Annotated in this window: 31 protein-coding genes; 22 read left to right on the plus strand and 9 right to left on the minus strand. The window is 73.9% G+C overall.

The window, feature by feature from the left end; genetic code table 11:
- The first annotated feature begins 3 nt into the window (after nt 1-3).
- Nucleotides 4-1,212: a S1 family peptidase gene (locus tag ACQP00_RS23150; RefSeq protein ID WP_433222320.1), complete on the plus strand. Its 1,209-nt coding sequence runs from the start codon at nt 4-6 to the stop codon at nt 1,210-1,212.
- On the opposite strand, the gene ACQP00_RS23155 is transcribed toward ACQP00_RS23150, so the two are convergent.
- On the minus strand, nt 1,213-1,407 hold the full coding sequence (locus tag ACQP00_RS23155) for a hypothetical protein (protein WP_433063749.1): 195 nt from the start codon (nt 1,405-1,407) through the stop codon (nt 1,213-1,215).
- Between the two features lie 89 nt (nt 1,408-1,496).
- On the opposite strand from ACQP00_RS23155, the gene ACQP00_RS23160 reads away from it, so the two are divergent.
- Both ACQP00_RS23160 and ACQP00_RS23165 read left to right on the plus strand, forming a co-directional pair.
- A complete protein-coding gene (locus ACQP00_RS23160; RefSeq protein ID WP_433222322.1) occupies nt 1,497-2,009 on the plus strand; it encodes a SigE family RNA polymerase sigma factor in 513 nt (170 codons plus the stop codon).
- On the plus strand, nt 1,993-3,414 hold the full coding sequence (locus tag ACQP00_RS23165; RefSeq protein WP_433222324.1) for a PQQ-binding-like beta-propeller repeat protein: 1,422 nt from the start codon (nt 1,993-1,995) through the stop codon (nt 3,412-3,414). The genes ACQP00_RS23160 and ACQP00_RS23165 overlap by 17 nt, the downstream gene beginning before the upstream one ends.
- 37 nt (nt 3,415-3,451) lie before the next feature.
- Here ACQP00_RS23165 and ACQP00_RS23170 read toward each other — a convergent pair whose 3' ends face one another.
- Nucleotides 3,452-3,892: a hypothetical protein gene (locus ACQP00_RS23170; protein WP_433222326.1), complete on the minus strand. Its 441-nt coding sequence runs from the start codon at nt 3,890-3,892 to the stop codon at nt 3,452-3,454.
- Between the two features lie 175 nt (nt 3,893-4,067).
- Between ACQP00_RS23170 and ACQP00_RS23175 the strand changes: the two genes are divergently transcribed.
- Nucleotides 4,068-4,877, plus strand: coding sequence for a DUF4397 domain-containing protein (locus ACQP00_RS23175; RefSeq protein ID WP_433222328.1), 810 nt, complete (start codon nt 4,068-4,070; stop codon nt 4,875-4,877).
- Nucleotides 4,877-5,503 carry a class F sortase gene (locus ACQP00_RS23180; protein WP_433222330.1) on the plus strand — a complete coding sequence of 209 codons (627 nt, stop codon included), beginning with the start codon at nt 4,877-4,879 and terminating at the stop codon, nt 5,501-5,503. The genes ACQP00_RS23175 and ACQP00_RS23180 overlap by 1 nt, the downstream gene beginning before the upstream one ends.
- Here ACQP00_RS23180 and ACQP00_RS23185 read toward each other — a convergent pair.
- The 3 genes from ACQP00_RS23185 to ACQP00_RS23195 form a co-directional block, all read right to left on the minus strand.
- Nucleotides 5,478-5,939, minus strand: a complete 462-nt coding sequence (locus tag ACQP00_RS23185; protein ID WP_433222332.1) for a hypothetical protein — start codon at nt 5,937-5,939, stop codon at nt 5,478-5,480. The genes ACQP00_RS23180 and ACQP00_RS23185 overlap by 26 nt on opposite strands.
- A 4-nt stretch (nt 5,940-5,943) precedes the next feature.
- The gene (locus ACQP00_RS23190) at nt 5,944-6,432 is read right to left on the minus strand and encodes a hypothetical protein (RefSeq protein ID WP_433222334.1); all 489 of its coding nucleotides are present in this window, start codon (nt 6,430-6,432) and stop codon (nt 5,944-5,946) included.
- Between the two features lie 74 nt (nt 6,433-6,506).
- Nucleotides 6,507-7,013: a hypothetical protein gene (locus tag ACQP00_RS23195; RefSeq protein WP_433222336.1), complete on the minus strand. Its 507-nt coding sequence runs from the start codon at nt 7,011-7,013 to the stop codon at nt 6,507-6,509.
- Between the two features lie 61 nt (nt 7,014-7,074).
- On the opposite strand from ACQP00_RS23195, the gene ACQP00_RS23200 reads away from it, so the two are divergent.
- The 10 genes from ACQP00_RS23200 to ACQP00_RS23245 all read left to right on the plus strand — a co-directional run bounded on the left by ACQP00_RS23200 (nt 7,075) and on the right by ACQP00_RS23245 (nt 18,124).
- Nucleotides 7,075-8,631: an ABC transporter substrate-binding protein gene (locus tag ACQP00_RS23200; RefSeq protein ID WP_433222338.1), complete on the plus strand. Its 1,557-nt coding sequence runs from the start codon at nt 7,075-7,077 to the stop codon at nt 8,629-8,631.
- Nucleotides 8,628-9,563: an ABC transporter permease gene (locus ACQP00_RS23205; protein ID WP_433222340.1), complete on the plus strand. Its 936-nt coding sequence runs from the start codon at nt 8,628-8,630 to the stop codon at nt 9,561-9,563. The genes ACQP00_RS23200 and ACQP00_RS23205 overlap by 4 nt, the downstream gene beginning before the upstream one ends.
- Entirely contained in the window at nt 9,556-10,362 is an 807-nt protein-coding gene (locus ACQP00_RS23210; protein ID WP_433222341.1) for an ABC transporter permease, read from the plus strand. Before ACQP00_RS23205 ends, ACQP00_RS23210 begins: the two co-directional genes overlap by 8 nt.
- On the plus strand, nt 10,359-11,231 hold the full coding sequence (locus tag ACQP00_RS23215; protein ID WP_433222343.1) for an ABC transporter ATP-binding protein: 873 nt from the start codon (nt 10,359-10,361) through the stop codon (nt 11,229-11,231). The genes ACQP00_RS23210 and ACQP00_RS23215 overlap by 4 nt, the downstream gene beginning before the upstream one ends.
- A complete protein-coding gene (locus tag ACQP00_RS23220) occupies nt 11,210-11,875 on the plus strand; it encodes an ABC transporter ATP-binding protein (protein ID WP_433222345.1) in 666 nt (221 codons plus the stop codon). The genes ACQP00_RS23215 and ACQP00_RS23220 overlap by 22 nt, the downstream gene beginning before the upstream one ends.
- Nucleotides 11,872-12,630, plus strand: coding sequence for a class I SAM-dependent methyltransferase (locus ACQP00_RS23225; RefSeq protein WP_433222347.1), 759 nt, complete (start codon nt 11,872-11,874; stop codon nt 12,628-12,630). Before ACQP00_RS23220 ends, ACQP00_RS23225 begins: the two co-directional genes overlap by 4 nt.
- Before the next feature lie 86 nt (nt 12,631-12,716).
- The gene (locus ACQP00_RS23230) at nt 12,717-13,991 is read left to right on the plus strand and encodes an MFS transporter (RefSeq protein ID WP_433222349.1); all 1,275 of its coding nucleotides are present in this window, start codon (nt 12,717-12,719) and stop codon (nt 13,989-13,991) included.
- A gap of 6 nt (nt 13,992-13,997) precedes the next feature.
- On the plus strand, nt 13,998-16,199 hold the full coding sequence (locus ACQP00_RS23235; protein ID WP_433222350.1) for a glycoside hydrolase family 3 N-terminal domain-containing protein: 2,202 nt from the start codon (nt 13,998-14,000) through the stop codon (nt 16,197-16,199).
- On the plus strand, nt 16,199-16,900 hold the full coding sequence (locus tag ACQP00_RS23240) for a DUF427 domain-containing protein (RefSeq protein WP_433222352.1): 702 nt from the start codon (nt 16,199-16,201) through the stop codon (nt 16,898-16,900). The genes ACQP00_RS23235 and ACQP00_RS23240 overlap by 1 nt, the downstream gene beginning before the upstream one ends.
- 111 nt (nt 16,901-17,011) lie before the next feature.
- Entirely contained in the window at nt 17,012-18,124 is a 1,113-nt protein-coding gene (locus ACQP00_RS23245) for a hypothetical protein (RefSeq protein ID WP_433222354.1), read from the plus strand.
- On the opposite strand, the gene ACQP00_RS23250 is transcribed toward ACQP00_RS23245, so the two are convergent.
- Nucleotides 18,118-19,095, minus strand: coding sequence for a hypothetical protein (locus ACQP00_RS23250; RefSeq protein ID WP_433222356.1), 978 nt, complete (start codon nt 19,093-19,095; stop codon nt 18,118-18,120). The two genes, ACQP00_RS23245 and ACQP00_RS23250, sit on opposite strands and share 7 nt — an antisense overlap.
- 183 nt (nt 19,096-19,278) lie before the next feature.
- Between ACQP00_RS23250 and ACQP00_RS23255 the strand changes: the two genes are divergently transcribed.
- A complete protein-coding gene (locus tag ACQP00_RS23255) occupies nt 19,279-20,220 on the plus strand; it encodes an ATP-binding protein (protein WP_433222358.1) in 942 nt (313 codons plus the stop codon).
- Between the two features lie 5 nt (nt 20,221-20,225).
- On the opposite strand, the gene ACQP00_RS23260 is transcribed toward ACQP00_RS23255, so the two are convergent.
- A complete protein-coding gene (locus ACQP00_RS23260) occupies nt 20,226-20,852 on the minus strand; it encodes a response regulator (RefSeq protein ID WP_433222360.1) in 627 nt (208 codons plus the stop codon).
- On the opposite strand from ACQP00_RS23260, the gene ACQP00_RS23265 reads away from it, so the two are divergent.
- Nucleotides 20,806-21,132 (plus strand): VOC family protein, encoded by a 327-nt coding sequence (locus ACQP00_RS23265; protein ID WP_433222362.1) that lies wholly within the window; start codon nt 20,806-20,808, stop codon nt 21,130-21,132. The genes ACQP00_RS23260 and ACQP00_RS23265 overlap by 47 nt on opposite strands.
- 3 nt (nt 21,133-21,135) lie before the next feature.
- On the opposite strand, the gene ACQP00_RS23270 is transcribed toward ACQP00_RS23265, so the two are convergent.
- Nucleotides 21,136-21,828, minus strand: a complete 693-nt coding sequence (locus tag ACQP00_RS23270; RefSeq protein WP_433222364.1) for a methyltransferase domain-containing protein — start codon at nt 21,826-21,828, stop codon at nt 21,136-21,138.
- Between the two features lie 65 nt (nt 21,829-21,893).
- On the opposite strand from ACQP00_RS23270, the gene ACQP00_RS23275 reads away from it, so the two are divergent.
- From ACQP00_RS23275 to ACQP00_RS23290, 4 genes are all read left to right on the plus strand, one after another.
- Entirely contained in the window at nt 21,894-22,475 is a 582-nt protein-coding gene (locus ACQP00_RS23275) for a TetR/AcrR family transcriptional regulator (protein ID WP_433222366.1), read from the plus strand.
- Nucleotides 22,472-23,245 carry a hypothetical protein gene (locus tag ACQP00_RS23280; protein ID WP_433222368.1) on the plus strand — a complete coding sequence of 258 codons (774 nt, stop codon included), beginning with the start codon at nt 22,472-22,474 and terminating at the stop codon, nt 23,243-23,245. The genes ACQP00_RS23275 and ACQP00_RS23280 overlap by 4 nt, the downstream gene beginning before the upstream one ends.
- Before the next feature lie 86 nt (nt 23,246-23,331).
- Nucleotides 23,332-24,390 carry an NAD(P)-dependent alcohol dehydrogenase gene (locus ACQP00_RS23285; RefSeq protein WP_433222369.1) on the plus strand — a complete coding sequence of 353 codons (1,059 nt, stop codon included), beginning with the start codon at nt 23,332-23,334 and terminating at the stop codon, nt 24,388-24,390.
- Between the two features lie 2 nt (nt 24,391-24,392).
- On the plus strand, nt 24,393-24,923 hold the full coding sequence (locus ACQP00_RS23290) for a YbhB/YbcL family Raf kinase inhibitor-like protein (RefSeq protein WP_433222371.1): 531 nt from the start codon (nt 24,393-24,395) through the stop codon (nt 24,921-24,923).
- On the opposite strand, the gene ACQP00_RS23295 is transcribed toward ACQP00_RS23290, so the two are convergent.
- A complete protein-coding gene (locus tag ACQP00_RS23295; protein WP_433222373.1) occupies nt 24,920-25,414 on the minus strand; it encodes a MarR family winged helix-turn-helix transcriptional regulator in 495 nt (164 codons plus the stop codon). The two genes, ACQP00_RS23290 and ACQP00_RS23295, sit on opposite strands and share 4 nt — an antisense overlap.
- A gap of 79 nt (nt 25,415-25,493) precedes the next feature.
- On the opposite strand from ACQP00_RS23295, the gene ACQP00_RS23300 reads away from it, so the two are divergent.
- Nucleotides 25,494-25,979, plus strand: a complete 486-nt coding sequence (locus ACQP00_RS23300) for a VOC family protein (RefSeq protein WP_433222375.1) — start codon at nt 25,494-25,496, stop codon at nt 25,977-25,979.
- Nucleotides 25,980-26,009: the final 30 nt, after the last annotated feature.

Below are 26,009 nucleotides of genomic sequence, written 5' to 3' on the forward strand. Positions count from 1 at the left end.
ATCGTGGCCGTTCTGGTCGTGGTCGCGGGCGGTCTGGCCGCCGCGACCAAGGCGTCGGCGGCGACGGTGAGCGAGGAGGCGGAGTCCTTCGCCCGCGAGCGGGGGATCACCGTGGCCGAGGCCGAGCGCCGGCTGGGCTGGCAGGTCACCGCGCCCGACCTGCTCGAGCGCCTGCCGGTCGAGCTCGGCGAGCGGTTCGGCGGGGTGTGGATCGACGGCCAGGATGGCGACCGGATCAAGGTCGGTGTCCTGGCGGCCGATCCCGCGACGGCCGCGACCGTCAACCGCACGGCGGCGGCCCTCGGGCTCGGCGGGGCGTACGACCTCGTCGTCGTGGCCCGGTCCGCCGCGTCCCTGGACCGGAGCATGGACCGGCTCGGCCCCGAGATCGCCCGGGTCAACACCGGCGCCCGCGACGGGCTGGCCGGCGGCGTGCGGCCCGATCTCAACGCGGTCTGGCTGGGCGTGCCGGCCGAGCCGTCCGCGGATCAGCTCGCGCTCGTCGACCAGGCCCGGCGGGACCTCGGCGCCGGGCTCGTCGTCGGCACCGCACCGGGCGGCGTGCACGCCCTCGCCTGTAACGGGGCGCACTGCGACCCGCCGCTGCGGGGCGGCATCCGGATCACCCACACCGGCGCCGGGTGCACCGGCGGGTTCCTGGCGAAGTCCAAGGTGGACAGTGAGCTGTACCAGGTGACCGCCGGGCACTGCGGCGAGAACCGGACCGGCAACTGGAGCACCAAGTTCGCCGACGGCTCGTCGCACGTGATCGGGAAGGTGCACCACTGGGAGTACAACGGCGATGGTGACGCGGCGATCGTGAGTATCGTCAACGAGGCGGGCTGGTCACCGGCGCCCCGGGTGCGGGTCAGCTGGGGCGCGTTCACCACGCAGAACGACCTGTACGGCATCGCCGCCGACAAGCTCAGCGTGATGGGCCAGCGGGTGTGCACGACCGGGGCGAAGCAGTTCATGAGCTGGTGCGGGTTCGTGCTGCTGACCAACGTCAGCATGGACTACGACGGGCCGACCGTGCACCACCTGGCGTGGACGAACCTGTGCGCGGTGCCGGGCGACAGCGGCGCGCCGATCTACAGCATGCACAACGCGTTCGGCATCCTCGTCGCGGGCGCCGACGACGACTGCATCACGCTGTACCAGGAGATCCGGCGGGCCGAGACGCTGCTCAACGTCAACGTCCTGCACACCTGATCAGACGCGGGTCCAGGCGGTCCGCCCGACGGCCCGGTCGAACGCCGCGACCGGCGACGTGGCGGGCTCGTCCTGGCCCGCGCGGAGCAGGTCCCGATCGGGCCGGGTGGCCCGCCGGTGCAGTGCCGAGCGCAGCAGTGAAACGCCCGATACCACCCCGACCAGCAGCGTGGCGAGCAGCAAGCCGAGCAACATGCCCCCAGGGTACCGCCCGGAGCAACTTCGGAGGAGGCCTGCGCGTGTGTGTTCAGTGCAGGCACTTCCGACCCACGACGGCGGGGCAGATGACGGCGGAGATGTTCGACGCGTGCTACCGCGGCACCGTGTCGCGGCTGACGCGGTACGCCTACGGCCTCACCGGTGACCCCGGTGAGGCCCAGGACCTGGTGCAGGAGGCGTACGCCCGGGCCTGGCAGCACTGGCGGCGGGTGAGCGGCTACGACGACGTCGAGGCCTGGCTGCGGCTGGTCATCGGGCGGCTCGTCAACGACCGGTGGTGGCGGCTGCTCGTGCGGCGGGCCCACGCGGCCCGCACGGCCCCGCTGCCGCCCGTCGAGCCGCCTTCCGAGGCGACCGTCCTGCTGGTCGCGGCCCTGCGGCAGGTGCCGTTCGAGCAGCGGCAGGCCGTCGTGCTGTTCCATCTCATGGACCGGTCCCTGGCCGACATCGCCGCGGAGACCGGCACGAATCTCAGCACCGTCAAGACCCGGCTGACCCGGGGGCGGGCCGCCCTGGCCGCGCTGCTCGCGGTGGACACGGCGACGAACAGCGGGGGGACCCATGTCCACGGAGCTTGATCCCTTCTTCGCCGCGCTGCGCCACGACGCCGAGGCCCTGCCCGCCGCGAACCCGGCCCAGGTGCGCGACCGCGGCCGGCGGCGCGGGCGGCGCCGGGCCCTGGCGACCGGGGCGGCCGCGTTCGCCGTCGTCGCGGTCATCGCGCTCGCCATCGGGATCGGCCTGCCGCACGGGCGCCCGCACGGCGGTGAGCCCGCCACCCCGGGCCCGACCTCGACTGAGGCGCCGCCGCGGTTCGAGAAGCTCACCCCGGTCGGCTCCCCGGTCGGCCTCGGGGCCGCGGCCGGGAACCGGCTGGCCACCGTGCAGATCCTGGGCGACCGCGCGTTCGTGTGCGTGCAGAGCGAGGCCGGGCAGGTCAGCGTGGCCGCGGTGGACCTGGCCACCGGGCGCAAGGTGTGGGGCCCGCTCGTGGTGGCGACGTTCCGGGACACCGCCGTCGCCTCCTGGCACCCGAAGTTCGTGGTCGTCATGGGCCGCCACGACGACGGGACCCGGCCGGACGGCTCGGTCCTCACGCTCGACCCGGCCACCGGCAAGCCGCTGCTGCAGGTCGACGTGGACGCCTTCGAGCAGGACGACATCGTGCTCGGCGAGTCGACGCTGGTGATCGGCTCGCGGGCGCAGGGCACGACCCGGGGGTACGACCTGGCGACCGGACAGGTGCGCTGGACCGTCCCCGACCCGTCGAGCCGGATCGTGCACAGCCTGCCGATGCAGATCCCGGGCGGCCCGGGCGCGGCCCCGCTGCGCAGCGCGGTCGGCGGGCCGTTCCTCGCGCTCGGCCAGTTCGTGCAGTTCACCGCGGACGGCACGGCGATCGTCCGGGACGTGGACACCGGCGCCGAGTCGTCCCGCCGGACCGGCGCGCTGAGCCCGTCCGGCAGCGACGGCGAGCACGACGACGGCGTGGCGGTGGGCGGCGTGCTGTACGCGGTCGACCACGCCTCCGGCGCCACGATCCGGGCCACCGACCTGACCATTGACCAGGGCAAGCCGGCCGCGGCCACGACGACGGTGTACACCGCCGGCCCGGGTGCCCGGATCGGCCAGGTGCAGGCGTGCGGACCCGGGCGGATCTGCTTCACGGAGCAGCGGGCGAACGGCATGCGGCTGGTCGACCTCGACACCGGGCGCCGCCGGACGGTCTGGACCCGCGAGGGCGTGACCCGCAACTGGCACGCCCTCGACGGCCAGGTCCTCGTCAACGGCCTCGACGAGCCGGGCGGGATCTACGACGCCGCCGGGCGGCAGCTGCTCAAGGCGCCGGCCCGGACCCAGGGCTGGATCGACCCGCGCTCCGCGCTGCTGTTCACCACCGGCAACGAGGTGCTGGGCGTCGCGCCGCTGGACGGCGAGCCCGTGCCGCTGGGCGCCATCGGCCCCGCGCTCGGCCTGGGCTGAAGCCGCACGCACCTCGTGGCGGTGGTCGGCGACGAGATCAAGGTGTGGCGGTTCGCGGCGTGAACGGGCGGACGCCGTAGCGCTCCGACTGGCCGATCACGTCCCACAGGACGTGCGGGGCGTTCGTGCCCTGCACGGTCTCGACGGACTTGCGGTGCCCGCCGCGGTAGGTGACGGTCACCCGGTACGCGTACCGGTCGCAGCACGGGTTCTTCGGCTGGTAGGAGCGGCGCAGCTTCAGGAACGCCCGGCTGCCCGCCATGCGCAGCGCCGGGCGGCCGCCCACCGTGGTGCGGTCCACGACGAACGCGGTCTCCTCGCCGGCGAAGCCGCCCGAGCGTTCGAGCACGATCGTCCGGGCCTGGCCGGCGGGCAGCAGCGACGGGGCGGCCGCGGCCGGCGGGGCCGGGGAGAGCACCGCCGCTGTGCAGGCCGTGGTGAGCGTCAGGATGGCCGTTTGTGTGCGTTTGGACGACATGGTGCACCCCCGTGCGACCGGGCGCCGGGGTTCGGCGCCGCTCGTTCGAGCACACCACGCCACGGGAGCAGTCGTGCGCGAATGCGCGTTCGTGCACCGCGGACCCCGCGGATGCATTTTGTGGAACATCCAACGCGACGGATCTGCGTGCGGGCCGGCGGGCGAACCCTCCGGCGTGACAATCCTGAAGAGAAGCGCCGCCGCCGCCCTGGCCGCCGCGGTCGTCGTCCTCGCCGCGCCGCCGGTGCACGCCGCCGCCACGAGCAAGGTGTCGGTCGTGCACGGCATTCCCGGTCAGGCCGTGGACGTCTACGTCAACGGCAAGAAGACCCTCGACAACTTCCAGCCGTCGACCGTGGCCGGGCCGCTGGAGCTCGCGGCCGGGAAGTACGACATCGTGATCGTGAAGCCCGGCGACCCGGTCACCAGCCCGATCATCAAGGTCGACCAGGCGGCCGTGCCCGGCGACGCGAACATCAGCCTCGTCGCGCACCTCACCGCCGACGGCAAGCCGACCCTGACGCCGTTCGTCAACGACACGTCGAAGCTGGCCGCGGGCAAGGCGCGGCTGGTGGTGCGGCACACCGCGGCCGCTCCCGCGGTCGACGTGCGGGCCGGGGGCCAGCCGGTGTTCAAGAACCTCAGCAACCCCAACGAGGCAAAAGCCGACCTCGCCGCCGGTACCGTCAGTGCCGACGTCGTGCTCGCCGGCACCACGACCGTGGCGATCCCCGCCGCGAACCTGAACCTCGCCGAGGGCACCTCGACCATCGTGTACGCGGTCGGCTCGGCCGAGGGCAAGACGCTCGGCGTCGTCGCGCAGACCATCACCGGCCTGCACGGCACGCCCGGCGGCGTCAACTCCGGCAGCGGCGGCACCGCCGACCGGGGCCCGTCGCCGTGGGTCCTCTTCGCCGGTGTCGGCGGCCTGCTCGTCGCGCTGGCCGGCGTGACCGCGCTGCGCCGTTCGCGCGCCGCGCGTTGATGCCCCGAATCCGACTGGTCGCGTGGACCGCCGTGCTCACGGGCACGGCGGTCGCGCTGGCCGCGGGCATCACCGCGTGCGCCGAGCAGCCACCGCCCCCGGTCGGCTCCTCCGCGGTCCCCGCCGGCTCCTCGGCGGCGGCGCCCGTGCCGACGACCGCGGCGCCGGCAGCCCCGGTCGCCCCGGCCGGGCTGCGCATCGACAAGCTGGGCGTGGTCGCGCGGGTCGACCCCGTCGGCGTCGACGAGGCCGGTGACTTCGCGGTCCCGCCCAGCGTCGACGTCGTCGGCTGGTACCGCTTCGGCCCCGGCCTCGAGGCCACGGCGGGCTCGATCGTCATCGCCGGCCACGTGGACAGCGCCAAGCAGGGCGGCGGCGCGTTCTTCCGGCTGCGCGACCTCGGCCCCGGCGACCCGGTCGCGGTCACCGGCACCGACGGCACCGTCCGCCGCTTTCTGGTCAAGGCCCGGGAGGTGTACCCGAAGACCCGCATCCCCCTGGACCGCTACTTCGCCCGCGACGGCCCGGTCCGGCTCACCCTGATCACGTGCGGCGGCCCGTTCGACAAGGCCACCGGCCACTACCGCGACAACGTCGTCATCACGGCGGAGCCAGCAGCCCCGTGAGCCGCTCCAGGCCGCCGCGGATCAGCCGCCCGTAGTCGTCGTCGCCGAGGGCACCCATCCCGGCCCGCGCCGCCTCGAGGTGCTCGCGGGCGCGGCCGGGATCGCCGAGCCGGCGGTGGCACTCGGCCAGGTTGAGGTGCAGCGACGGGTGCAGCGCGGCGACGGACATCGGCACCCCGGCCGCCGCCACGCGCTCCTCGGTGAGCAGCGCGACGGCGGCCAGGGCCCGCTCGTCCCACCGCAGTTCTTCGCGCACGTCGTCCTGTACGTCGGCCATGGAGTGCGCGAGCACGCACACGTGCAGCGGATCCCCCTGCTCGCCGCCGATGTCGGCCCAGATCCGCTCGAACATCGCGCGGGCCGCCGCCGGTTCGCCGCGGCCGTGGTGCAGCTGCACCGCCTCGGCGATGCGCGCGAGCGTCGGATCCGGGTACACCCGATCAGCTCACCGGAAACGCGACGTCGAACACCTCGTCGCCGTCGGCCGCGGCGCCGTAGTCCGCCCAGTACGTCTCCCGCGGCGCCCGGGCCACCGCCAGCCCGTTGTCGGTCACCCACCGCTCGACCGCCTCGTACACCTTGCCGAGCTCGCCGCTGGTCACGTCGGCCTTGGTCACCCGCTGGTACGCCTCGCGGTGGGCCGGGATGGTGCGGTCCCCGCCGGCGGCGACGGTCGCGCACACCTCGACCTCGGTCGGCGCCTCGTTCGGGTTGCCCTCGTAGATGGCCAGGAACACCGGCTCGTCCGGGCCGGTGCGCTCCAGGAACGGCCAGTCGGTGGTGCCGAGCAGCCCGCCGGCCGCCCGCGCGCGCTCCGCGACCCGGGCCATCGCCCCCGGCAGCCACGCCTCCAGCTCGGCCTGGGTCACCACCCGGCGCTCGGCCACGACCTGCTGCTCTGGCACGTCACGCAACCGAATCCCGTCCATCGACACCCCCACCTTCCCCCACGGCGGCCGGATTGCCGCCGGGTGCCAGCTTGAAGGTTGACCCTGGGTGAAAGTCAACATCCGCCCCTGAGCAGCCCGAGGGTCACGCGGGCGGTCTGCCCGGCCCAGGCGACGTCGACCGGCAGGCACATCGGCCCCTTGACCGCGATCCCGCCGGGGAACGCCGTCTCCGCCGAGCCCGGGCAGCTCTCGAACGTGGTGGTCGAATCCTCACCCGGCAGGTACAGCAGCCGCGCCTCGGCCCGCTGCTCCGCTGCGATGCTGACGGTGACCCGGGTGCCGGCCTGGACGAACAGCGCGATCTTCAGCGAGGTCCAGCCGGTCGCCGACACCGGATAGTCCGCCATGGGCTCGCCGAACCTGATGTCGAGCGCCGCGAAGCGGACCGGTCCGGCCGTCACGCCGCCGGGGAGGTTCATCCCCGCGTTGTCGGCGCAGCCGCGCACGCGATCCACCGGGACCGGGCTGTAGGACGGCGAGGGCGGGGGCGGGGGTGCGGGGCTGGCGGTGGAGCAACCGGCGAGGAGCGCCGGCATCACCGCGAGGACGACGCTGCGCATGCGGGCACCTTACCAACGGATGCCTATTGCAAAAGTGTTGCAAGTGCGAAAGGGTTGCCACATGCGACTCCTGGCCGCCCTGGCGGCGTGCGCCGCAGTGCTCGCCCTGTCCGCGTGCGGCAAGCCCCAACCGGCCGACGGCGGGACGATCGTGGTCGCCACCGCGGGCGAGCCCGACACCCTCAACCCGGTTCTCAACTACGGCGTCGACGGCGCCTCGCTGATCTTCGACGGCCTCGTCGCCCGCGACGCGGAGAACCGGCTCGTCCCGGCCCTCGCCCGGGAGCTGCCGAGCGTCTCCGCCGACGGCCGGACGGTCACCGCGAAGCTCCGCGAGGACGTGACGTTCCACGACGGCTCGCCGTTCACGTCGGAAGACGCCGTTTTCACCTATCAGGCGGTGCTCGACCCCAAAGTCGACTCGACGCTGCGCTCCGACCTCGACATGCTCGACACGGTCAGCGCGCCCGATCCGTCCACTGTGGTCTTCGCGCTCAAGTACGCCTACGCACCCTTCGTCCAGCGCCTCACCCTCGGGATCGTGCCGGCGGAGGCGCTGCGCGGGCAGGACCTCAACCGGGCCGGGTTCAACCGCGCGCCGATCGGCACCGGACCGTACACTGTGGACTCCTGGACGGCCGGGGACCGGCTGGTGCTCAAGGCCAACCCGCGGTATTTCGGCGGCAGGCCGGCGAACGAGCGCGTCGTGGTGGCGTTCGTGCCCGACGACAACGTGCGGGCCCAGCGCACCCGGGCCGGCGAGTTCGACGCCGCCGAGCTGCCGCCGAAACTGGCGAACGGCTTCAACAAGGGGACAGTTCACCGAGTGCCGACCGCGGACTATCGCGGCGTGATGCTCCCGATGCAGCACCCGGTCACCGGGGATCCGGCCGTGCGCAAGGCACTCAACCTCGGCGTCGACCGCGCGGCCATGGTCGAGGGCATCCTCGGCGGCGCCGGCGAGCCCGCGTTCGGGCCGATCCCGCCGACCTCCGAGTTCGCCGACCCGGCCCTGAACGGCAAGGCGAGCGCCGACCCCGCCGCGGCCAAAGCGCTGCTCGACGCGGCCGGCTGGACGCCCGGCGGCGACGGGATCCGGGCCAAGGGCGGGCAGCGGGCCGCGTTCACGGTGATGTACCCGGCGAGCGACAGCCTGCGCAAGGAGCTCGCGCTCGCGCTGACCGCCGACGCCAAGCGGCTCGGGATCGAGGTGCGGCCGGAGGGGCTCACCTGGGACGCGATCGACCCGCGGATGCGCACCGACGCGCTCATCATGGGCTACGGCACCCCGTACGACCCGGATTTCGTCTCCTACAAGCTCTTCGGCTCCCGGTTCGCCGGCCAGGCCTACTTCAACCCCGGCTACTACACATCCGCGGCGGCCGACCGGGCGCTGCAGGACGGCCGCGATCACGCCGATCCGGCCGCCCGCAAGGACGCCTACCTGCGGTTCCAGCGCGCGCTCGCCGCCGACGTGCCGTGGGTGTTCCTCACCTACCTCCAGCACACCTACGTCGTGCGCGAGACCGTCCGCGGTGTGCGGCCCCGCGTCGAGGCGCACGAGCACGACGTGGCCAACAGCCTGTGGTGGAACCTGCACACCTGGACCAGGGCATGACCCGGCTGCTCGTGCTCATCGCCACCAGCATGGGCATGTTCGCGCTGGCCGCCGCGTCGCCGTACGACCCGGCCAAGCAATACGCGAAATCGGCCGCATTTACGGCCAGCGAGGAGAACCTGGCCCAGCTGCGGGCGAACTGGGGCGTCGACGATCCGCTGCCGGTGCAGTACTGGCGCTGGATCACCAACCTGGTGCGGGGTGACCTCGGCTGGTCGACCACCCGGCACGAGCCGGTCGCCGACGTCCTCGCCGCCCGGGCCGGCTGGACGCTGCTGCTCGTCGCGCTCGCGCTCGCCCTGGTGCTGACCGCGAGCCTGGTGCTGGGCACGCTCGCGGCGTGGCGGCGCGGCGGGCTGCTGGACCGGGGACTGCGCACGGCCGCGTACGCCGTCGAGGCGATGCCGGTCTTCTGGCTCGCCCTCGCCGCGATCACCGTGTTCGCGCTCGTGCTGGGCTGGTTCCCGGCCGGCGGGCTCACCGACGTTGCGGCCGACGTCACGCGTTTCGGTGACGTGGTCCACCACCTGGTGCTGCCGGTCGCGGTCCTCGCCCTCTCGCAGGCGCCGTGGTTCCTGCTGTTCGTGCGGGACGCCGTCGCCGAGAGCCTGCGCGACGACCACGTGCTCGCCGCCCGGGCCCGCGGCCTGCCCGGCCGGATCGTGCTGTTCGGCCACGCGCTGCGCACCGCGCTGCTGCCGTTCCTCACCCTCGTCGGCGCCCACCTGCCCGAACTGGTCGGCGGGGCGGTGCTGGTCGAGACCGTCTTCTCGTTGCCCGGGCTCGGCGCGGTGACCGTGCACGCGGCCCTGGGCAGCGACTTCCCGCTGCTGGCGGCGATCACGCTGATCACCACGGCCGTCGTGCTCGCCGCGAACCTCCTCGCCGACCTGGCCTATCGCGCCGCCGACCCGAGGATCCGCCTTGATTAAGGCCGCGGTCGTACTGGCCGTGCTCATCGCGGCCGCGCTGCTCGTACCGGCGGCGTGGCCCCTCGACGAGAGCGCCGTCGCCCTGCAGCGGACCAACGAGCCGCCGTCGTGGACCCACCTCGCCGGCACCGACGACCTCGGCCGGGACGTGGCCCACCGCACCCTCGCCGGGCTGCGCGTCTCGCTGCTCGTCGGGGCCGTTGCCGCGCTCGTGGCCGCGGTGCTGGGCGGGATCGTCGGGGCGGCCGCCGGTACCATCGGAGGCTGGACCGACCGGATCCTCATGCGGGTCATCGACACCGTCTCGGCCCTGCCGCACCTGCTGCTCGGGATCTTCATCGTGGCGATGCTGCGGCCGGGGCTCGGCGCCGTCATCCTGTCCGTGGCCCTCACGCACTGGCTGTCCACGGCCCGGATCGTGCGCGCCGAGCTGCTGTCGCTGCGCACCCGGCCGTTCGTCGACGCGGCGATCTCCGGCGGCGCGGGCCGCATGCGCGTGCTGACCCGGCACCTGCTGCCGCACGTGCTGCCCCGGCTGGCCCTCGCGACCACGCTCATGGTCCCGCACGCGGTGTGGCACGAGACCGCGCTGTCGTTCCTCGGCCTCGGCCTGCCGCCGCACCTCGCCTCGCTCGGCAACATGATCAACGACGGGCAGCGGTCGCTGCTCACCGGCGCCTGGTGGGCCAGCCTCGCGCCGGGCGCCGGGATCGTCGTGGTCACCCTGGCCGTCGCCGCGGTCGCCGCCCGCTGGCGGGACCGGCTCGACCCGCGGGTCCGGGCGGAGCTGCAGCTGTGAGCGCGCTGACCGTCGCGGGGCTCTCGGTGCGGTTCCGGCGGCGCGACGGCGACGTGCAGGCGGTCACCGACCTGAGCCTCACGCTGCGCCGGGGCGAGCTGCTGGCGGTCGTCGGCGAGTCCGGCTGCGGCAAGTCCGTGCTCGCCCACGCGATCCTGGACCTGCTGCCGGCCAACGCCGTCGTCACCGGCTCGGTGTCCTTCGCGGACGGCGTGCCGTTCGCCCGGGGCCGGGACATCGGCCTGATCCCGCAGAGCCCGGCCACCGCGCTCACCCCGGTGCGGACCGGCCGGTCGCTGCTCACCGAGACGCTCCGCGTCCACCGCAGGGACATGGCCGCGGACCTGGTCGCGAAGGAGGCCGGGCTCGCACCGGGCGACCTGGACCGGTACCCGCACCAGCTCTCCGGCGGCATGGCCCAGCGGCTCGCCACCGCGCTCGCGATCGCGCCCGATCCGGCGGTGCTGCTCGCCGACGAGCCCACCTCCGGCCTGGACCGGCCGCTCGCCGACCAGACCCTGGACCTGCTGCGGCGCCGCTGCGACGACGGCGGCGCGGTGCTGCTCATCACCCACGACCTGGCGGCGGCCGAGCGGGTCGCGGACACCGTCGCCGTCATGTACGCCAGCCGCGTCGCCGAGCACCGCCCGGCCGCCGCGTTCTTCGCCGGGCCGGCCCACCCGTACGCCGCCGCGCTGCTCGACGCCCGGCCGGACCGGGCGTTCGCGCCGATCCCCGGCCACCCGCCGATGCTCACCGCACTGCCGCCGGGCTGCCCGTTCGCGCCGCGGTGCGCCCGGGCCGACGCCGGCTGTGCCACGCTGCCGGCCTGGACGGGAGGTGCCGCGTGCCACCACCCGCTGGGCTGAGCGCGCACGAGGTCACCGTCGCCTACGGCGGCCGGACCGTCCTCGACCGGGCCACCGTCCGCGTCGAGCCGGGCGAGACGGTCGGGCTGCGCGGCCCCTCCGGCTGCGGCAAGTCCACCCTCGTGCGGGTCCTGGCCCTGCTGCACCGGCCGTCGCACGGGCACGTCAGCCTCGACGGGGAGCCGGTCGGCGGCGCGCGCTTCCGGGCCCCGGTCGCCGCCCGTACCCGCATCGGCGTGCTGTTCCAGAGCCCGCGCGGCGCCGCCGACCCCCGCCTCAGCCTCGCCGATCTCATCGCCGAGCCGCTGCGCGCGCTGCGCCGCCCGTCGGCGGAGGTGCGGGAGCGGGTCGCGGAACTGGCCGACACCGCCGGGCTGACCCCGGACCTGCTGCGCCGCCGGCCGCACGCGGTCAGCGACGGGCAGCTGCAGCGCGCCTGCCTGGCCCGGGCCCTGGCCCACCGGCCCGACTACCTGCTCTGCGACGAGGCCACGGCGATGCTCGACGCCTCCACCCAGGCGCACGTCGCCGCCGTCATCACCGGGCACCAGCGCCGTTTCGGCACCGGCGTCCTGCTCGTCACCCACGACCCGGCCCTCATGGCCCGCTGGGCCGACCGCATCCTGGAAGGGATCCCGTCATGACACTGTCCATCGTGGACGCCGCCGCGCTGCAGGAGAGCTGGGACCGCCAGCAGGAGGCGTACATGCCCGACCGGGAGCACCGCTTCGCCGCGATGCTCGACGCCGTGGCCGCCACCGCCGGCCCGGGTCCGGTGCGGCTGCTCGATCTGGCCGGCGGTACCGGATCCATCACCCTGCGCGCCCTGCGCCGCTTCCCGTTCGTCGAGGCGGTTGTGCTCGACCTCGACCCGGCCCTGCTCGCGATCGCCGCCGGCAGCCTGGCCGGCCGCGCCGCCGTCGTCTCCGCCGACCTGTCCGGCCCCGACTGGACCGCCGCCCTGCCGTCCCGCGAGTTCGACGCCGTGCTCACCTCGACCGCCCTGCACTGGCTGCCGGCCGAGCGGGTGCAGCGGTTGTACGGCGAGATCCGCGACCTGCTCCGCCCCGGCGGCGTGTTCGTCAACGCCGACCACATGCCCGACGGCAACCTGCCGACGCTCACCAAGAACCTGCTCGCCACCGAGGAGGCGACCCGCAACGCCCGCTACGCCGCCGGGGCCGCCCTGTCGTGGAGCCGGTGGTGGGAGCACGTGGCCACGGTGCCGGAGCTGACCGACCTGGTCGCCCGCCGGCACGAGATCTACCCGTCTGGCCACGCGGCGGAGCACACCCCGCCGGTCGCCTGGCACCTCGAGGCGCTGCGCGCGGCCGGGTACGCCGAGGCGGGCATCCTCTGGCGCGGCGGCCCGGACGCGGCGGTGGCCGGGGTGCGCTGATGCATAGGACGGCGGCGGCTGGGTAGTTGGCGCTGGCGATTGACAGGCGCTGATTTCCTCGGGTGGTTCGGGGGAGGGAGGCGGACATGAGCCAGCAGGCGGACCCGCACGAGCATCATTGGTTCGCCCCACCGTCGCGGCCGGTCACGTGGTGGTACGTGGCCGGCCTGGTCTTCGCCCAGTTCGTGTTCTACGTGGCACTGCTCGGCCCGGCCATCGTCGGCATCGGCATCAAGGTGCAGCAGATCGTGCCCGACACGCAGAAGACGTCCGCCCTGGGGACCGTGGCCGGATTCGGGGCCCTGTTCGCGGTGGTCGGCAACGTGCTGTTCGGACGGTTCTCCGATCGCACCACGTCGCGGTTCGGGCGGCGAAGGCCGTGGATCGTCGGCGGTACCGTCGTCATGACCGTGGCGTTGCTCGTGATGGCGCTCGGCCAGACCGTCGCCGTGGTGACCGCCGGGTGGTGCCTGGCCCAGCTCGGCGCCAACGCGACCCTCGCGCCGTTCATCGCCACCATCTCCGACCAGGTGCCGCAGTTCCAGCGCGGCAGCGTCTCGGCCCTCGTCGGCATCGCGCAGAACGTGGGCATCCTCGGCGGCACCTACATCGCCCAGCTGTTCCAGCACCAGATCGTCATCATGTTCGTGGTGCCGGCGATCCTGTCCATCGGGGCCATGCTGCTCTTCGCCGTGATCCTGCCCGATCAGCGGCTGCCGGTACGGCCACCGCCCATGAACGTCCAGGAATGGCTCTCGACGTTCTGGCTCAACCCCGTCAAGCACCCCGACTTCGCGCTCGCCTGGGCGTCGCGGTTCCTCATCACGCTCGCCACGTTCATGTTCACCACGTTCCGGCTGTTCTTCCTGCAGGACGAGCTCGGGCTGAGCGAGGACGCGGCGCCGGCGGCGGTGACGATCGGCGTGCTCGTGTACACCATCGCGCTCGTCGCCTCCGGCTGGATCGCCGGCAAGATCTCCGACCGCACCGGCCGCCGCAAGATGCTCGTGGCCGGCTCGACGCTGCTGTTCGGCGTCGGCATCGTGGCCCTCGCGCACGTCACGACGATCGGGCAGTTCTACGTCGTCGAGGCGGTCATGGGCGTCGCCTACGGCATCTACGTCGGCGTCGACCTGGCGCTCGTCGTCGACGTGCTGCCCAACCCGGACGACTCCGGCAAGGACCTCGGCGTGTTCAACATCGCCAACGCGCTGCCACAGACCGTCGCACCCGTTTTCGGCGCGGCACTGCTGGCGATCGGCAGCGCGGCGAACCAGAATTACACCTTGCTGCTGTACAGCGCCGGGGTCGCGGCACTGGTCGGCGCGCTGGTGGTACTGCCGATCAAGAAGGTGAGGTAGCCCCCGATGACGCACGAGGGCGAGCGGGTCGAGGCGCTCCTGGCGGGCCTGACGCCGCAGGAGAAGGCCGGGCAGCTGACCCAGTACTTCTACTTCACGCTTCCCGGCGAGGCCGATCCGGCCCTCGGCGTCGACGCCGGCGAGCAGCCCCGCGAGGTCGAGGCCGCGCTGGCCCGCGGCGGGGCCGGCGCGCTGCTGTTCGTCACCGACCCGGCCGAGATCAACCGGCTGCAGCGGCTGGGCATCGAGGGCAACCGGCTCGGCGTGCCGGTGCTGTTCGGCTTCGACGTCATCCACGGGCTGCGGACCATCTTCCCGGTGCCGATCGCGATGGCCGCCTCCTGGGATCTGGAGACGATCGAGCGCGGGCAGGCGGTCGCCGGGCGGGAGGCGCGCGCGGTCGGCATCCACTGGACGTTCGCGCCGATGGTCGACATCGCCCGCGACCCGCGCTGGGGCCGCATCATCGAGGGCGCCGGCGAGGACCCGTTCCTGGGCGCCGCCGTGGCCGCGGCCCAGGTGCGCGGCTTCCAGAGCGGCGGGATCATCGCGGGGCCGAAGCACTTCGCGGGGTACGGCGCGGCGCTCGGCGGGCGCGACTACGACGAGGCCAACATCTCCGAGTACGAGCTCTGGAACACCTACCTCCCGCCGTTCCGGGCCGCCGTCGAGGCCGGGGCGGGCAACATCATGACCGCCTACATGGACCTCAACGGCGTCCCCGCCTCCGGCAGCCACTGGCTGCTGACCAAGGTGCTGCGCGACACGTGGGGCTTCGAGGGCTTCGTGGTCAGCGACGCCAACGCGGTCAAGAACCTGGAGACGCACGGGTTCGCCGCCACGCCCGCCGAGGCCGCGTCGCGCGGGCTGCTGGCCGGGGTGGACCTGGAGATGGCGGTGTCGGAGCCGGTGTACGTGCACCTGCCGGCCGCCGGGATCGACGATGCGGTCGACGTCAGCGTGCGGCGGGTGCTGGCCGCGAAGCAGCGGCTCGGGTTGTTCGACGAGCCGTACGTGGACGAGGACCGGGCGCGTGAAGTGCTGGCCGACCCCGCGCACCGCGAGGCGGCGCGGGTGGCGGCGCGGCGCAGTGCGGTACTGCTGCGCAATGAAGGCGACCTCCTGCCGCTGGACGCCGGCGCGCTCGGCTCCATCGCCGTGCTCGGGCCCCTCGCGGACTCCAAGCGGGACACGCTCGGCCCGTGGGTCTTCGACTTCGACCTCGACGAGACCGTCACCGTCCTGGAGGGCATCCGCCGGGCGGTGGGCGACGGCGTGCGGGTCGAGCACGCCCGGGGCGTGGCGGTGAGCCAGCGGACCTATCCGTCCATGTTCGACATGTTCGGCGGCAACCGGCCCGAGGACCCGGCGGGCTTCGACGAGGAGGCCGAGTTCGCGCGGGCCGTCGAGGTGGCGGCCGCGGCGGACGTGGCGGTCGTCGTGGCGGGGGAGCACCAGAACATGATCGGCGAGGCGGCCTCCCGCTCCTCGCTGGAGCTGCCGGGCCGCCAGCTCGAGCTCATCCAGGCGGTCGTGGCCACCGGCACCCCGACGGTCCTGCTCGTCATGAACGGCCGCCCGCTCGACCTGCGCTGGCCGGCCGGGCACGTGCCCGCAATCCTGGACATCTGGTACCCCGGCAGCCAGGGCGGGCACGCCGTCGCCGATCTGCTGTTCGGGGCGCACGCGCCGGGCGGGAAGCTGCCGTTCACGTGGCCCCGCACCGTGGGCCAGGTCCCGATGTTCCTCGGCCACACCCGCTCCCACGAGCCGCAGCACCAGTTCAAGCGCTACTGGGACGAGGAGAGCACGCCGCTGTTCCCGTTCGGCCACGGCCTCGGCTACGGCCGGTTCACCTACGACGGGCTCACGGTCGAACCCGCCACCGCCGGGCCCGACGACACCGTGACGGTGAGCGTCGACGTGACGAACACCGGACAGCGCACGTCCCCCGAGGTCGTCCAGTTGTACCTGCACCAGCGCCACGGCCGCGCCTCGCGCCCGGTGCGCGAGCTGAAGGGGTTCGAGCGGATCGAGCTGAACCCGGGCGAGACGCGGCGCGTGTCCTTCACCGTCGGGCCGCGGCAGCGACAGTACTGGCACCCGGCCGTGCGGGACTGGGTGCTCGACGCCGCCACGTTCGACGTCTGGGCCGGCGGCTCCTCGTCGGCCACCCTGACGACGACCTTCGAGATCCGGGAGCCGTGATGCGGTGGGAGCCGAGTGAGCGCTGGGTCCGCGGCCGCCACGGCGACGTGACCATTGTGGACAGCCGCGCGCCGGTCCTCGTCTGGGACGACGACCGGCCGGTGCCGCGCTACGCCTTCCCGGACGCCGACGTGCGGCTCGATCTGCTGCACCCGTCCGGGCCGCACTTCGACCTGGTCGTCGGCGACGAGCGGGTGGTCCGGGCCGCGTGGCGCCACGCCGACCCGGAGCTCGCCGGGCACCTCGTGGTCGCGTGGAAGGCGGCGCGCTGGTACGAGGAGGAAGAGGAGATCTTCATCCACCCGCGCGACCCGCACAAGCGCGTCGACGCCATCGCCAGCAGCCGGCACGTGGTCGTCGCCATCGGCGGCACGGTCGTGGCCGACACGCACGCGCCGGTGCTGGTCTTCGAGACCTCGCTGCCGATCCGGTACTACATCCCCCCGGCCGACGTGCGGCTCGACCTGTTCGAGCGCTCGGACCTGCGGACGGGCTGCCCGTACAAGGGCACGGCCGCGTACTGGACGCTGCGCGAGCCCGGGGACGGGCCGCGGGACGTCGCCTGGTACTACGACGAGCCGCTGCCGGCCGTCGGGGCGATCCAGGGCCTCATCGCGTTCTACAACGAGGCGGTCGACCTGACGGTGGACGGCCGGCCGCTGCCCCGCCCGCAGACCCCGTTCAGCAGCATCTTCGCGTGACTTCAGCCGTCGGCGCGGCGAACTGGAGCCGGTTGCGCGATTGACACGGAACGCGGTTGAAAACACCCTTAGCGGACGAAATTGTTCGTCTGCTCAGGGAGTCACCGCACGATGCCGTACCGTCACCGGCTCTGGATCGCCGCCGTGCTTGGGATCGCCGCGATCGTCGTCGTCGCGCTGGGGCCGGGAACGGCGCCCGTGTCCGCGGGGGCCGCCGCCTCGTCGCGCACCGTCGGCGGGGTGGCGCTGGTGAACGACGCCACGCACCGCCCGGTGCTGGGGCTGAGCCCGCTGACCGACGGCACCGTGGTCGACCTGAGCCGGCTGGCCGGGCGCGACCTGGGCCTGCAGGCCGAGTCGACCGGCGCCGCGACGTTCACGCTGACCGGCGCGAGCGGCGGCAGCTTCACCGCCACCGGGCCGCAGGGTTACGTCGACTGCCCGTTGCTGGCCACGCCCGACGAGTACACCCTGACGGTGGTGACCGAGCGTGGCGACCGCCGCACGGTGCGCTTCACGGTGACGGACTCGGCGGCCGCCGGTGCCCCGCTCGACGTGCTGTTCGTCGGCAACAGCCTGCTCGGCACGTTCACCAAGGCGTCCGGCGAGAACACCCCGCAGCTGGTGCGGCACCTGGCCACGACCCGCGGCCGCACGCTGAACGTCACCCAGGTCATCCACTCCGGTTACACGCTGCAACACTCCTGGGACGACGGCCTGGTCGGCCCGGCCCTCGACGGCACCAAGCGCTACGACTACATCGTGTTGCAGGAGTACAGCACGTTCGTCGCGCTGAGCCCGGCCGACGCGCTGCGCACCCTGCTGCACACGTACGAGCCGACCTTCGCCCGCGCCCTCAAGCCCGGCGGGCGGGTCGTGCTGTTCAAGAACTGGGCCCTCGTCGACCCGGATCCGTTCGCCTCGCGGGCCGCCGCCAAGACCGCCATCGACACCGGCTACGCGGCACTGTCGACCGCCCTGCACACCCCGAACCTGCTGGCCCCGATCGGCGACGAGTTCGAGACCGTCGCGGCCGAGCGGGGCCCGTCCTACCTGATCGTGCCGGACGGCAAGCACCCCCACGACCGGGCGATCTACCTCGACGCCGTCACGCTGTACGGCATCCTGTTCCACGACTCGCCCCGCGACCTGAGCGACCTGTACGTGGCCGCCAACGACGCCGCCTACCTGCGCTCGGTCGCGGCGGTCGCGATCGGCTACTGAGCGACCGGGGCCGGGCTCGACCAGGAGGCCCACTGGCTGTTGCGGTGCTCCTCGGCCGCGCGGATGAACCGCTCGGTGCGCGGGTCGGCCAGGCCGGCCAGCGCGACGAGGGACGAGAGGACGCCGAGGAGGCACAGGACGTACAACGTGATGCCGAGCGGGGCCGAGATCCCGCCGGCGTTGGCGTAACGCCCGAGGGAGATGACCGTCGACTCCGGCGTCAGTCCCAGGGCCAGCCACTGCCCGACGAGCAGCACCGCCCCGCCGCCGCGGGCGAGGTGGGCGGCGGCGATCCGGCCCGCTCGCGCGAAGCCGGCCGCGACGGTCGCCACGATCCCGCCCGCGCCGATCAGCACGGCGAACAGCCCGAAGACGAGCAGGGCGCCGGGCCGGTCGCCGAGGTACGGGTCGATCCGCAGCGCGACGATCAGCGCGCCGAGGCTGACCGCGGTGCCGGCCCCGAGCAGCCACACCGCGCGCCGCAACCGGCCGGGCGTGCGCGCCGGCACCGCCTCCGCCGGGTCGAGCAGGGCGTCGCGGATCGCCGGGTGTCCAAAGAGGACGGCGGCCGCCGCCAGGGCCAGCACGACGAGCGCGGTGGCGGCGCCGCCGATCCAGGCCGGCGGCCCGATCCAGAAGTCGTAGCCGACCGGCCACATGGCCTGGTGATAGGTGTACGACAGCAACAGCACCAGGGCGATTCCGGTGCCGCAGAGCCAGATCAGCGCGCTGCGCCCGGCCGGGCGCCCGGCGAGCAGCAGCACCGCGCCGGCCAGCAGCAGGGCCGCGAACGTGCTGCCGGAGATGGCCGCCGCGAGCGCATCGGCCGAGGTCAGGTCGGACAGGTACGGCTCCACCCGGGCATTGCGCACGCCCACCGCGAAGGCGTGGAAGAGCGCCGCCAGGCCGCCGAGCGCGACGAGAACGGCGAGCAGGCCGAGCAGCAGTGGCGCGCGCGAGGGTCGGGGCACCGGGGCACGGTACCGGATCTTGGATGGCCGGAGATGGGCCGATCGGGCAGGCCCGCCCGACCGGTCAGGTCGCCGTGCGGTGGCCCGTCGGCCTTGCCCGATCCGGTGCGTGCCCGTCGGCATCGCTCGATTGCACGGCCCCGGCACGTACGGTGGAGGAAGGGGCGATGCCGGGGGAGGGACGTGCCGACCGACGACCTGCGCCACTACGCGCTGTTCTACCGCGACGCCGACCACCTCGCCCGGACCGTCGCCGCCCTGCCCGGCCCGGTGGTGACCGCCGGCGAGCCGGTCGTCGCGGCGGTCCGCCCGGCCGCCGCCGTCGCCGTGTACCGCAGGATCGTCCGCCATCGCGCCGGCGAGCCCGTCACCATCGTGGCCGAACCCGACTTCGGCGACCGGCCGGCCGGATTCGACAACACCGGCGTCTTCGAGGCCGCCTGCAACGTCGCCCTGGCCGGGCATCCGGTGACCGTCGTGTGCGCCTATCCCGCCGGCTGCCCGGACCGCGTCCGGTTCTGGGCCGGGGCCGCCCACCCGCACCTGCTCACCGACGCCGGCCCGGTGCCGAACCCGGACTGGCGCGAGCCCGAGGCGCTGCTGTCCGCCCTCGCCCCGGCCGCCCCCGTCCCCGCACCGGGCTCCGCGCGGCGGCTGCACGTCACCGGCTCGACGGGCGTCCACGACCTCGACCCGATCCGGACCCGGGTGCGCGCGGCCCTGCCCGGCCTGCCCGCGCTGGTGCGCGCCGACTTCGTCGCCGCCGTCAACGAGATCCTGACCAACGCCTACCTGCACGGCGCGCCCCCGGTCGACGTCGCCCTCTGGGCCGTCGCCGACCAGGTCGAGTGCCGCGTCACCGACCGCGGCCCGGGCCTCGCCGACCCGCTCGCCGGCTACCGCCCGGACCGCGACGACGGCCGGCCCCGCGCCCGCATCGGCCTGTGGCTGGCCCGCCAGGCGTGCGACCGCATCGACATGTGGCACGACGAGGCCGGCTTCACCGTCCGCGCGACGACGGCCGTCCCGGCCACGAAGATCCTGCCGGCCGCCGGCGCGCGGGCCCGGGTCGAGGCCGCGCACACCCGCGCCACCCTGCTGCACCGCCGCTACGAGCGCCCGTGACCGTGTCAGGGCGCGCCGGGGGCGGCGAGGCCGGCGCTGTAGGCGATGACGACGAGCTGGGCCCGGTCCCGGGCGTGCAGCTTGGTCATCGCGCGGTTGAGGTGGGTCTTCGCGGTCACCGGGCTGATCGCCATGCGGGCGGCGATCTCGCCGTTGGACAGGCCCTGCGCGGCCAGCGCCACCGCCTCGCGCTCGCGGGTCGTGAGCCGGTGCAGGACGGCCGGGTCGGGCCGGGGCGGCTGGGCGACGTACCGGTCGATGAGCTTGCGCGTCACCGACGGGGCCAGCAGCGCGTCACCCCGGGCCGCGACCCGCACGGCGTGCAGGAAGTCCTCCGGCAGGATGTCCTTGACCAGGAAGCCCGCGGCCCCGGCGCGCAGCGCGTCGAGGATGTACTCGTCCAGCCCGTAGTTGGTCAGCACGACCACGTGCACCGCCGCCAGGGACGGGTCGGCCGCGATCCGCCGGGTCGCCTCGATGCCGTCCACCAGCGGCATCCGCACGTCGATGAGGACGACGTCGGGGCGGTGCCGCTGGGCCAGCGCGACCCCCTCGGCGCCGTCGCCGGCCTCGGCCACCACGTCGATGTCGTCCTCGGCGTCCAGCAGCGCCCTGCTCGGCCGGCCGGTCACCTACGAGACCGCGGACTTCGTGGTCGTCGCGGCCGACGGCACCACGTCGGGGCTGGCCTTCCGGCGCGTGGCCGGACACCGGCGGCCGACGTGGCCCGATCCGGCGGTACCGCAGCAGCTGCACCATGACGTGATGGTCGACGACCTGGCCGCCGCCACCGCCGCCGTCCTGGCGCTCGGGGCGGTGGCGCTGCCGGGGGACCACGTGTTCGCCGACCCGGCCGGGCACCCGTTCTGCCTGATCCCGCGGCCCGGCTGGGCGCCGCCGGTCGGGGACTGACCCTCAGGCGTCGAGCAGCGACACGGAGATCCAGGGTCCGCTGTACCAGTAGCCCGCCCCCAGCCCGCGCAGCGAGCCGCGGCCCAGGTGGTCGGCGTAGCGGCGGACGAACATCGACGGGTCGGCGATGAGCAGCCGGCCGCCCGGGCGCAGGACGCGGACCGCCTCGTCGAGGGCGCGCCGGCGGCCCTCCGGCGAGGGGATGTTGTGGATGGCCATCGCGCTGGTGACGACGTCGAAGGACGCGTCCGGGAAGGGCAGCGCGGTCAGGTCGGCGGTGTGCACCTCGACCCGGTCGGCGACCCCGGCCGCGGCCGCGTTGGCGAGGGTCGTCTCGGGGCGGTTGCCGCTCTGGTCGGCCGTCCACAGGTCCACGCCGACGGCGCGGCCGCGCGGGAGCCGTTGCGCGGCCGCGATCAGCACGGCGCCACGGCCGCAGCCGAGATCCAGCAGGCGTTCGTCGCCCGCGAGGCCGGCGCGGTCCAGGATGCCGTTCCAGGCGCGCAGCTTGCCCCGCAGCGTGGTGTGCAGGTAGATCCCGGCGCCGGCCACCAGCACCGCGCCGGCCACCGCCAGCGGGACCCGGCCGCCGGGCCACCAGACCGAACCCGCGATCGCCGCCAGCCCCGCCGCGCCCAGGACGGCCGGGATCGGTGGGGCGTCGATACCGTACCGAGGCCGCTCAATCTTTGACATGCTGTAAGCTTTAGCCAAACTCTGACACGTTGTCAAGGATTGCCCGAGCCGGTATCGTGGCGCCGATGCCCGATGTGCGAACCCGCCGCCGCCGCGCCGATGCCCAGCGCAGCGTCGACGCGATCCTGGCCGCGGCCCACACGGTGCTCAGCGCCCGGCCCGACGCCGGCATGGAGGACATCGCCGCCGCCGCCGGCCTCACGCGGCAGACCGTCTACGCCCACTTCGCCTCCCGCGACGCGCTGATCACCGCCCTGATCGAGGGCGCGGGCGCCGAGACCGTCGAGGCCATGGCGGCCGCCGGGCTCGACACCGCGCCGCCGATCGAGGCGCTGCAGCGGTACCTCGAGCTCGGCTGGGACCTCATCCGCCGCCACCCGTACCTGCTCGCGACCGCCCTCAGCCGCACCCCGCCCGGCAGCGAGCCCGCCCACCGGGCCGGCACCGAGCAGCTCGAACAGCTCATCGAGCGCGGCCGGCAGTCCGGCGACTTCGACCGCACCCTGCCGGCCGCCTGGCTCGCCGCCGCGGTGATCGGCCTGGCCCACACCGCCGCCGGCGAGCTGAGCGCCGGCCGCCTCGACGCCGACGGGGCGTACGCCGCCTTCGCGGAGAGCGCCATGCGGGTGTGCGAGGCCGCGCGATGAGGCAACACTGGCTCGCGCCGCTGCTCGTCCTCGCACTCGCCGGTTGCAACGCGGAGGGACGAGAAACGGAACGTCCGCAGTGTCCGCGGGCGTCGGCACCACCGGGCAAGGACGTGGTCACCGAGCACCCCGAAGGCGTCACCGTCGCCGAGCGCGGGTTCAGCCCGGGCGGCAGCGGCCGGACCGTGTCGATGGGCGCGGTCATCGCCAACAGCACGGACCGGGTCGCCTACCGCACGCGGGTCAGCCTGCATCCGTTGGACGCCAACGGAAAACCGGTCCTGCGCACCGACACCTGGCTGCACTTCGAGATCCCGGTCATCCTGCCCGGCGAGCAGGCCGTCGTCGGCGCCGGCGGCGATGTCGACTCCGGACGGACGGAACGCCTCGACGTGGAGGTGGACTGGACCCACCTCGTCGCGCTCGACCCCGGCAACCTGCTGCTGCGGCCGCTGCCCATCGGCGTGCAGAACATCAGCCGGGCCGGCGGCGCGATGACGGTGGACTTCGGCGTCGAGAACGGCCCCGGGTGCGCCGACGACCGCGTCGAACGGGGCATCGCGGTGCTGTTCCGGGACATCGGCGGCACCGTTGTCGGCGGCGGTTTCGACAACACCAGGGTGGCCAACCGGTGCGCCGGGTCCGGCGATCGGCAGCAGGCCGTCGTCAAGGTCGTGCCGCCCACCGCCGACCTGACGAAGACCCGGATCACGGCGTACTGCGACGTGGCCGATCCCCGCGGCACCGCGTCGCCGGAGCCGGTGAACTGACGCTCGCCCACGGCAGGCGAGGTTCGCGCCCCGCGCGCTCCCTACGTTCGGAGGGAGACGAGAGCGGGGAGACCACGTTGAAGCAGATGCGCGCGGCCAGGATGCACGACTACAACCAGCCGCTGGTCCTGGAAGAGGTACCGGTGCCCGAACCCGGCCCCGGCGAGGTGCTCGTCAAGGTGGCCGCCTGCGGGGTCTGCCGCAGCGACTGGCAGCTCATGGAGGGCTACTTCCGGTCCGGGGTCACGCTGCAGTTCCCGTACATTCCGGGGCACGAGATCACCGGCCACATCGACCGATTCGGGGCCGAGGTCCCGCAACACTCCGGGCTGTTCCAGGGCGACCTCGTCGTGGTGAGCGCCGGGTGGGGCGACGGGACGTGCCGGCAGTGTCACGAGGGCAACGAGCAGCTGTGCACCGGGACCGGTGGGTGGGTCGGCTTCGGCCCGCCCGGCGGATACGCGGAGTACGTGCGGGTTCCCTACCGTCACCTCATCAAGGTGGACGGCGACCCCCGGCCCGAGTATCTCGCGCCGCTGACCGATGCGGGCCTCACGCCGTACCGCGGCATGAAGAAGCTGCAGGCGGCCGGCAACCTCGGCGCGGGACGCACGGTGGCCGTGCACGGGATCGGCGGGCTCGGCAGCTACGGCGTGCAGTACGCGAAGCTGCTCGGCGGCGGGGCCACGGTCGTCGCGCTCGGGCGCAGCCACGACAAGCTGGCCGAGGCGGGCAAGCACGGGGCCGACCACGCGATCAACACCCGCGACAAGACCGCCGCGCAGGTGCAGGAGGAGCTGCGCCGGCTCACCGGCCGGCCGGACATCGACGCGATCCTGGACTGCGCCGGCACCGAGTCGCTGAAGCTCGGCGCGCAGCTCCTCGCGGCCGAGGGCGGCATGGTCTCGGTCGGCCTCATGGGCACCGAGACGAACCTGTCGCTGTTCTCCTTCGTGTCGGGCGAGCGCTGGTACTCCGGCTCCTTCTGGGGCAACCACAACGACCTGACCGAGGTGCTCGCGCTCGCCAACGCCGGGCACATTCACCACACGGTCACGCCGATCCGGTACGAGGACCTCAACGACCGCCTCGAAGCGCTGGCCCGCGGCGACGTGGTGGGCCGCCAGGTCCTGGTCTGGGACTGAGCATGGCCATCCAGCCGTACAACCCGTACGACCTGCTGCCGCCGCTCAGCTCGTTCACCGTCACGTCGGAGTCGTTCGACAACGGCAGCGAGCTCGCGATGGACCAGGTCAGCGGCATCCTCGGAGCCGGCGGCAAGGACGTGTCGCCGCAGCTGAGCTGGTCCGGGTTCCCGCCGAACACGCGTAGCTTCGCGGTGTCGGTCTACGATCCGGACGTACCGACGGCATCGGGCTTCTGGCATTGGGCGGTGGCGGACCTTCCGGTCTCCGTGACACACCTCGATGCCGGCGCCGGCGACGGGCGGGCGCTGCCGGGCAACGCGGTGACGCTCGTGAACGACGCGGGCCAGGCGCGCTATCTCGGGCCCGCCCCGCCGCCCGGCAACGGCCCCGACCGGTACTTCATCGCGGTGCACGCGGTCGACGTGGAGACGCTGGACCTGCCGGACGGCGCGACCCCGGCGTACCTCGGCTTCGTGCTCTTCAGTCACGCAATTGGTCGCGCCGTCACGCATTGCGTGCACGAGCGCTAGGCGAACCACTCCGGGCGGGTGCCGGCGCCCGGGTCGGCGCGGGCCAGGATGCGCTCGTTCGCGGCGCGCAGCCCGGCCAGCTCCCGCGCGCTGAGCGCGTCGATGACGAGGGCGCGCACCGCGGCCACGTGCCGCGGTGCCGCCTGCTCGACCGTGCGCAGGCCCGCGTCGGTGAGCACGGCCCGGGTGGCCCGGCCGTCAGCGGGGTCGGCCTCGCGCCGCAGCAGGCCGCGCTGCTCCAGGCGCTTGGCCACATTGGACAGTCGCGACGGCGATGAACTGGTGAGCTCGGCGAGCCGGCGCATCCGCACGGCGCGGTCGGGGCGCTCCGAGAGCATCGACAGCACGTGGTACTCGAAGAAGCTCAGCCCCGCGTCGCGATCGAGCTGCGCGTCGAGAGCCGCGGGCAGGACGGTCACCAGCCGCACGAGGCTCAGCCAGGCCTCGCGCTCGCTGCGGGTGAGCCACTGCGGATCTGCGTCGTACGCCACACCCGCACTCTAGTTCAAGCTTGAACTTTTGCGGTACCTTCAGTTCAAGCTTGAATAATCGCCAGCCAGGGAGCCCACCATGCCGATCGGACCGGTCCGCCTCAACCACGCGGTGCTGTTCGTCGCCGACCTCGCCCGCGCCGAGCTCTTCTACACCGAGGTGTTCGGCATGGTCGTCGCCGCCCGCGAGCCGCGCGGCAACGCCGTGTTCCTGCGCCTGCCGCGGTCGGGCAACCACCACGACCTCGGCCTGTTCGGCGTCGGGCCGTCCGCGCCGCCCCGCCGCCCGGGTAGCATCGGCCTGTACCACCTGGCCTGGCAGGTCGACACCATCGACGACCTCGAGCAGGCCCGGCTGGCCCTCGTGAACGCCGACGCGTACTCCGGCGAGTCGAGCCACGGCGCCACGAAGAGCGTCTACGGCGCCGACCCGGACGGCAACGAGTTCGAAATCATGTGGATGCTGCCGCGCGACTCCTGGGGCGAGTACGAGCACGCCGCCCCGGTCGACCGGCTCGATCTCGCCGCTGAAATCCAACAGTGGAGCGGGGTCGCGACCGCATGAGCGCTCCTGTTGTGGCGTACGCCGCCCCGG

Source organism: Dactylosporangium sp. CS-047395 (genome assembly GCF_050942185.1).
In the GTDB taxonomy this organism is placed as follows: Bacteria; Actinomycetota; Actinomycetes; order Mycobacteriales; family Micromonosporaceae; genus Dactylosporangium.

What these genes read in the sequence shown, in the direction of transcription:
- ACQP00_RS23265 (WP_433222362.1), top strand. Translation starts at nt 20,806, where the DNA reads ATGTCGTCCTCGGCGTCCAGCAGCGCCCTGCTCGGCCGGCCGGTCACC.
- ACQP00_RS23160 (WP_433222322.1), top strand. Translation starts at nt 1,497, where the DNA reads ATGACGGCGGAGATGTTCGACGCGTGCTACCGCGGCACCGTGTCGCGG.
- ACQP00_RS23240 (WP_433222352.1), top strand. Translation starts at nt 16,199, where the DNA reads ATGCGGTGGGAGCCGAGTGAGCGCTGGGTCCGCGGCCGCCACGGCGAC.
- ACQP00_RS23225 (WP_433222347.1), top strand. Translation starts at nt 11,872, where the DNA reads ATGACACTGTCCATCGTGGACGCCGCCGCGCTGCAGGAGAGCTGGGAC.
- ACQP00_RS23195 (WP_433222336.1), bottom strand. Translation starts at nt 7,013, where the DNA reads ATGCGCAGCGTCGTCCTCGCGGTGATGCCGGCGCTCCTCGCCGGTTGC.
- ACQP00_RS23200 (WP_433222338.1), top strand. Translation starts at nt 7,075, where the DNA reads ATGCGACTCCTGGCCGCCCTGGCGGCGTGCGCCGCAGTGCTCGCCCTG.
- ACQP00_RS23245 (WP_433222354.1), top strand. Translation starts at nt 17,012, where the DNA reads ATGCCGTACCGTCACCGGCTCTGGATCGCCGCCGTGCTTGGGATCGCC.
- ACQP00_RS23290 (WP_433222371.1), top strand. Translation starts at nt 24,393, where the DNA reads ATGGCCATCCAGCCGTACAACCCGTACGACCTGCTGCCGCCGCTCAGC.
- ACQP00_RS23280 (WP_433222368.1), top strand. Translation starts at nt 22,472, where the DNA reads ATGAGGCAACACTGGCTCGCGCCGCTGCTCGTCCTCGCACTCGCCGGT.
- ACQP00_RS23300 (WP_433222375.1), top strand. Translation starts at nt 25,494, where the DNA reads ATGCCGATCGGACCGGTCCGCCTCAACCACGCGGTGCTGTTCGTCGCC.
- ACQP00_RS23285 (WP_433222369.1), top strand. Translation starts at nt 23,332, where the DNA reads ATGCGCGCGGCCAGGATGCACGACTACAACCAGCCGCTGGTCCTGGAA.
- ACQP00_RS23230 (WP_433222349.1), top strand. Translation starts at nt 12,717, where the DNA reads ATGAGCCAGCAGGCGGACCCGCACGAGCATCATTGGTTCGCCCCACCG.
- ACQP00_RS23180 (WP_433222330.1), top strand. Translation starts at nt 4,877, where the DNA reads ATGCCCCGAATCCGACTGGTCGCGTGGACCGCCGTGCTCACGGGCACG.
- ACQP00_RS23270 (WP_433222364.1), bottom strand. Translation starts at nt 21,828, where the DNA reads ATGTCAAAGATTGAGCGGCCTCGGTACGGTATCGACGCCCCACCGATC.
- ACQP00_RS23165 (WP_433222324.1), top strand. Translation starts at nt 1,993, where the DNA reads ATGTCCACGGAGCTTGATCCCTTCTTCGCCGCGCTGCGCCACGACGCC.
- ACQP00_RS23170 (WP_433222326.1), bottom strand. Translation starts at nt 3,892, where the DNA reads ATGTCGTCCAAACGCACACAAACGGCCATCCTGACGCTCACCACGGCC.
- ACQP00_RS23190 (WP_433222334.1), bottom strand. Translation starts at nt 6,432, where the DNA reads ATGGACGGGATTCGGTTGCGTGACGTGCCAGAGCAGCAGGTCGTGGCC.
- ACQP00_RS23155 (WP_433063749.1), bottom strand. Translation starts at nt 1,407, where the DNA reads ATGTTGCTCGGCTTGCTGCTCGCCACGCTGCTGGTCGGGGTGGTATCG.
- ACQP00_RS23275 (WP_433222366.1), top strand. Translation starts at nt 21,894, where the DNA reads ATGCCCGATGTGCGAACCCGCCGCCGCCGCGCCGATGCCCAGCGCAGC.
- ACQP00_RS23205 (WP_433222340.1), top strand. Translation starts at nt 8,628, where the DNA reads ATGACCCGGCTGCTCGTGCTCATCGCCACCAGCATGGGCATGTTCGCG.
- ACQP00_RS23235 (WP_433222350.1), top strand. Translation starts at nt 13,998, where the DNA reads ATGACGCACGAGGGCGAGCGGGTCGAGGCGCTCCTGGCGGGCCTGACG.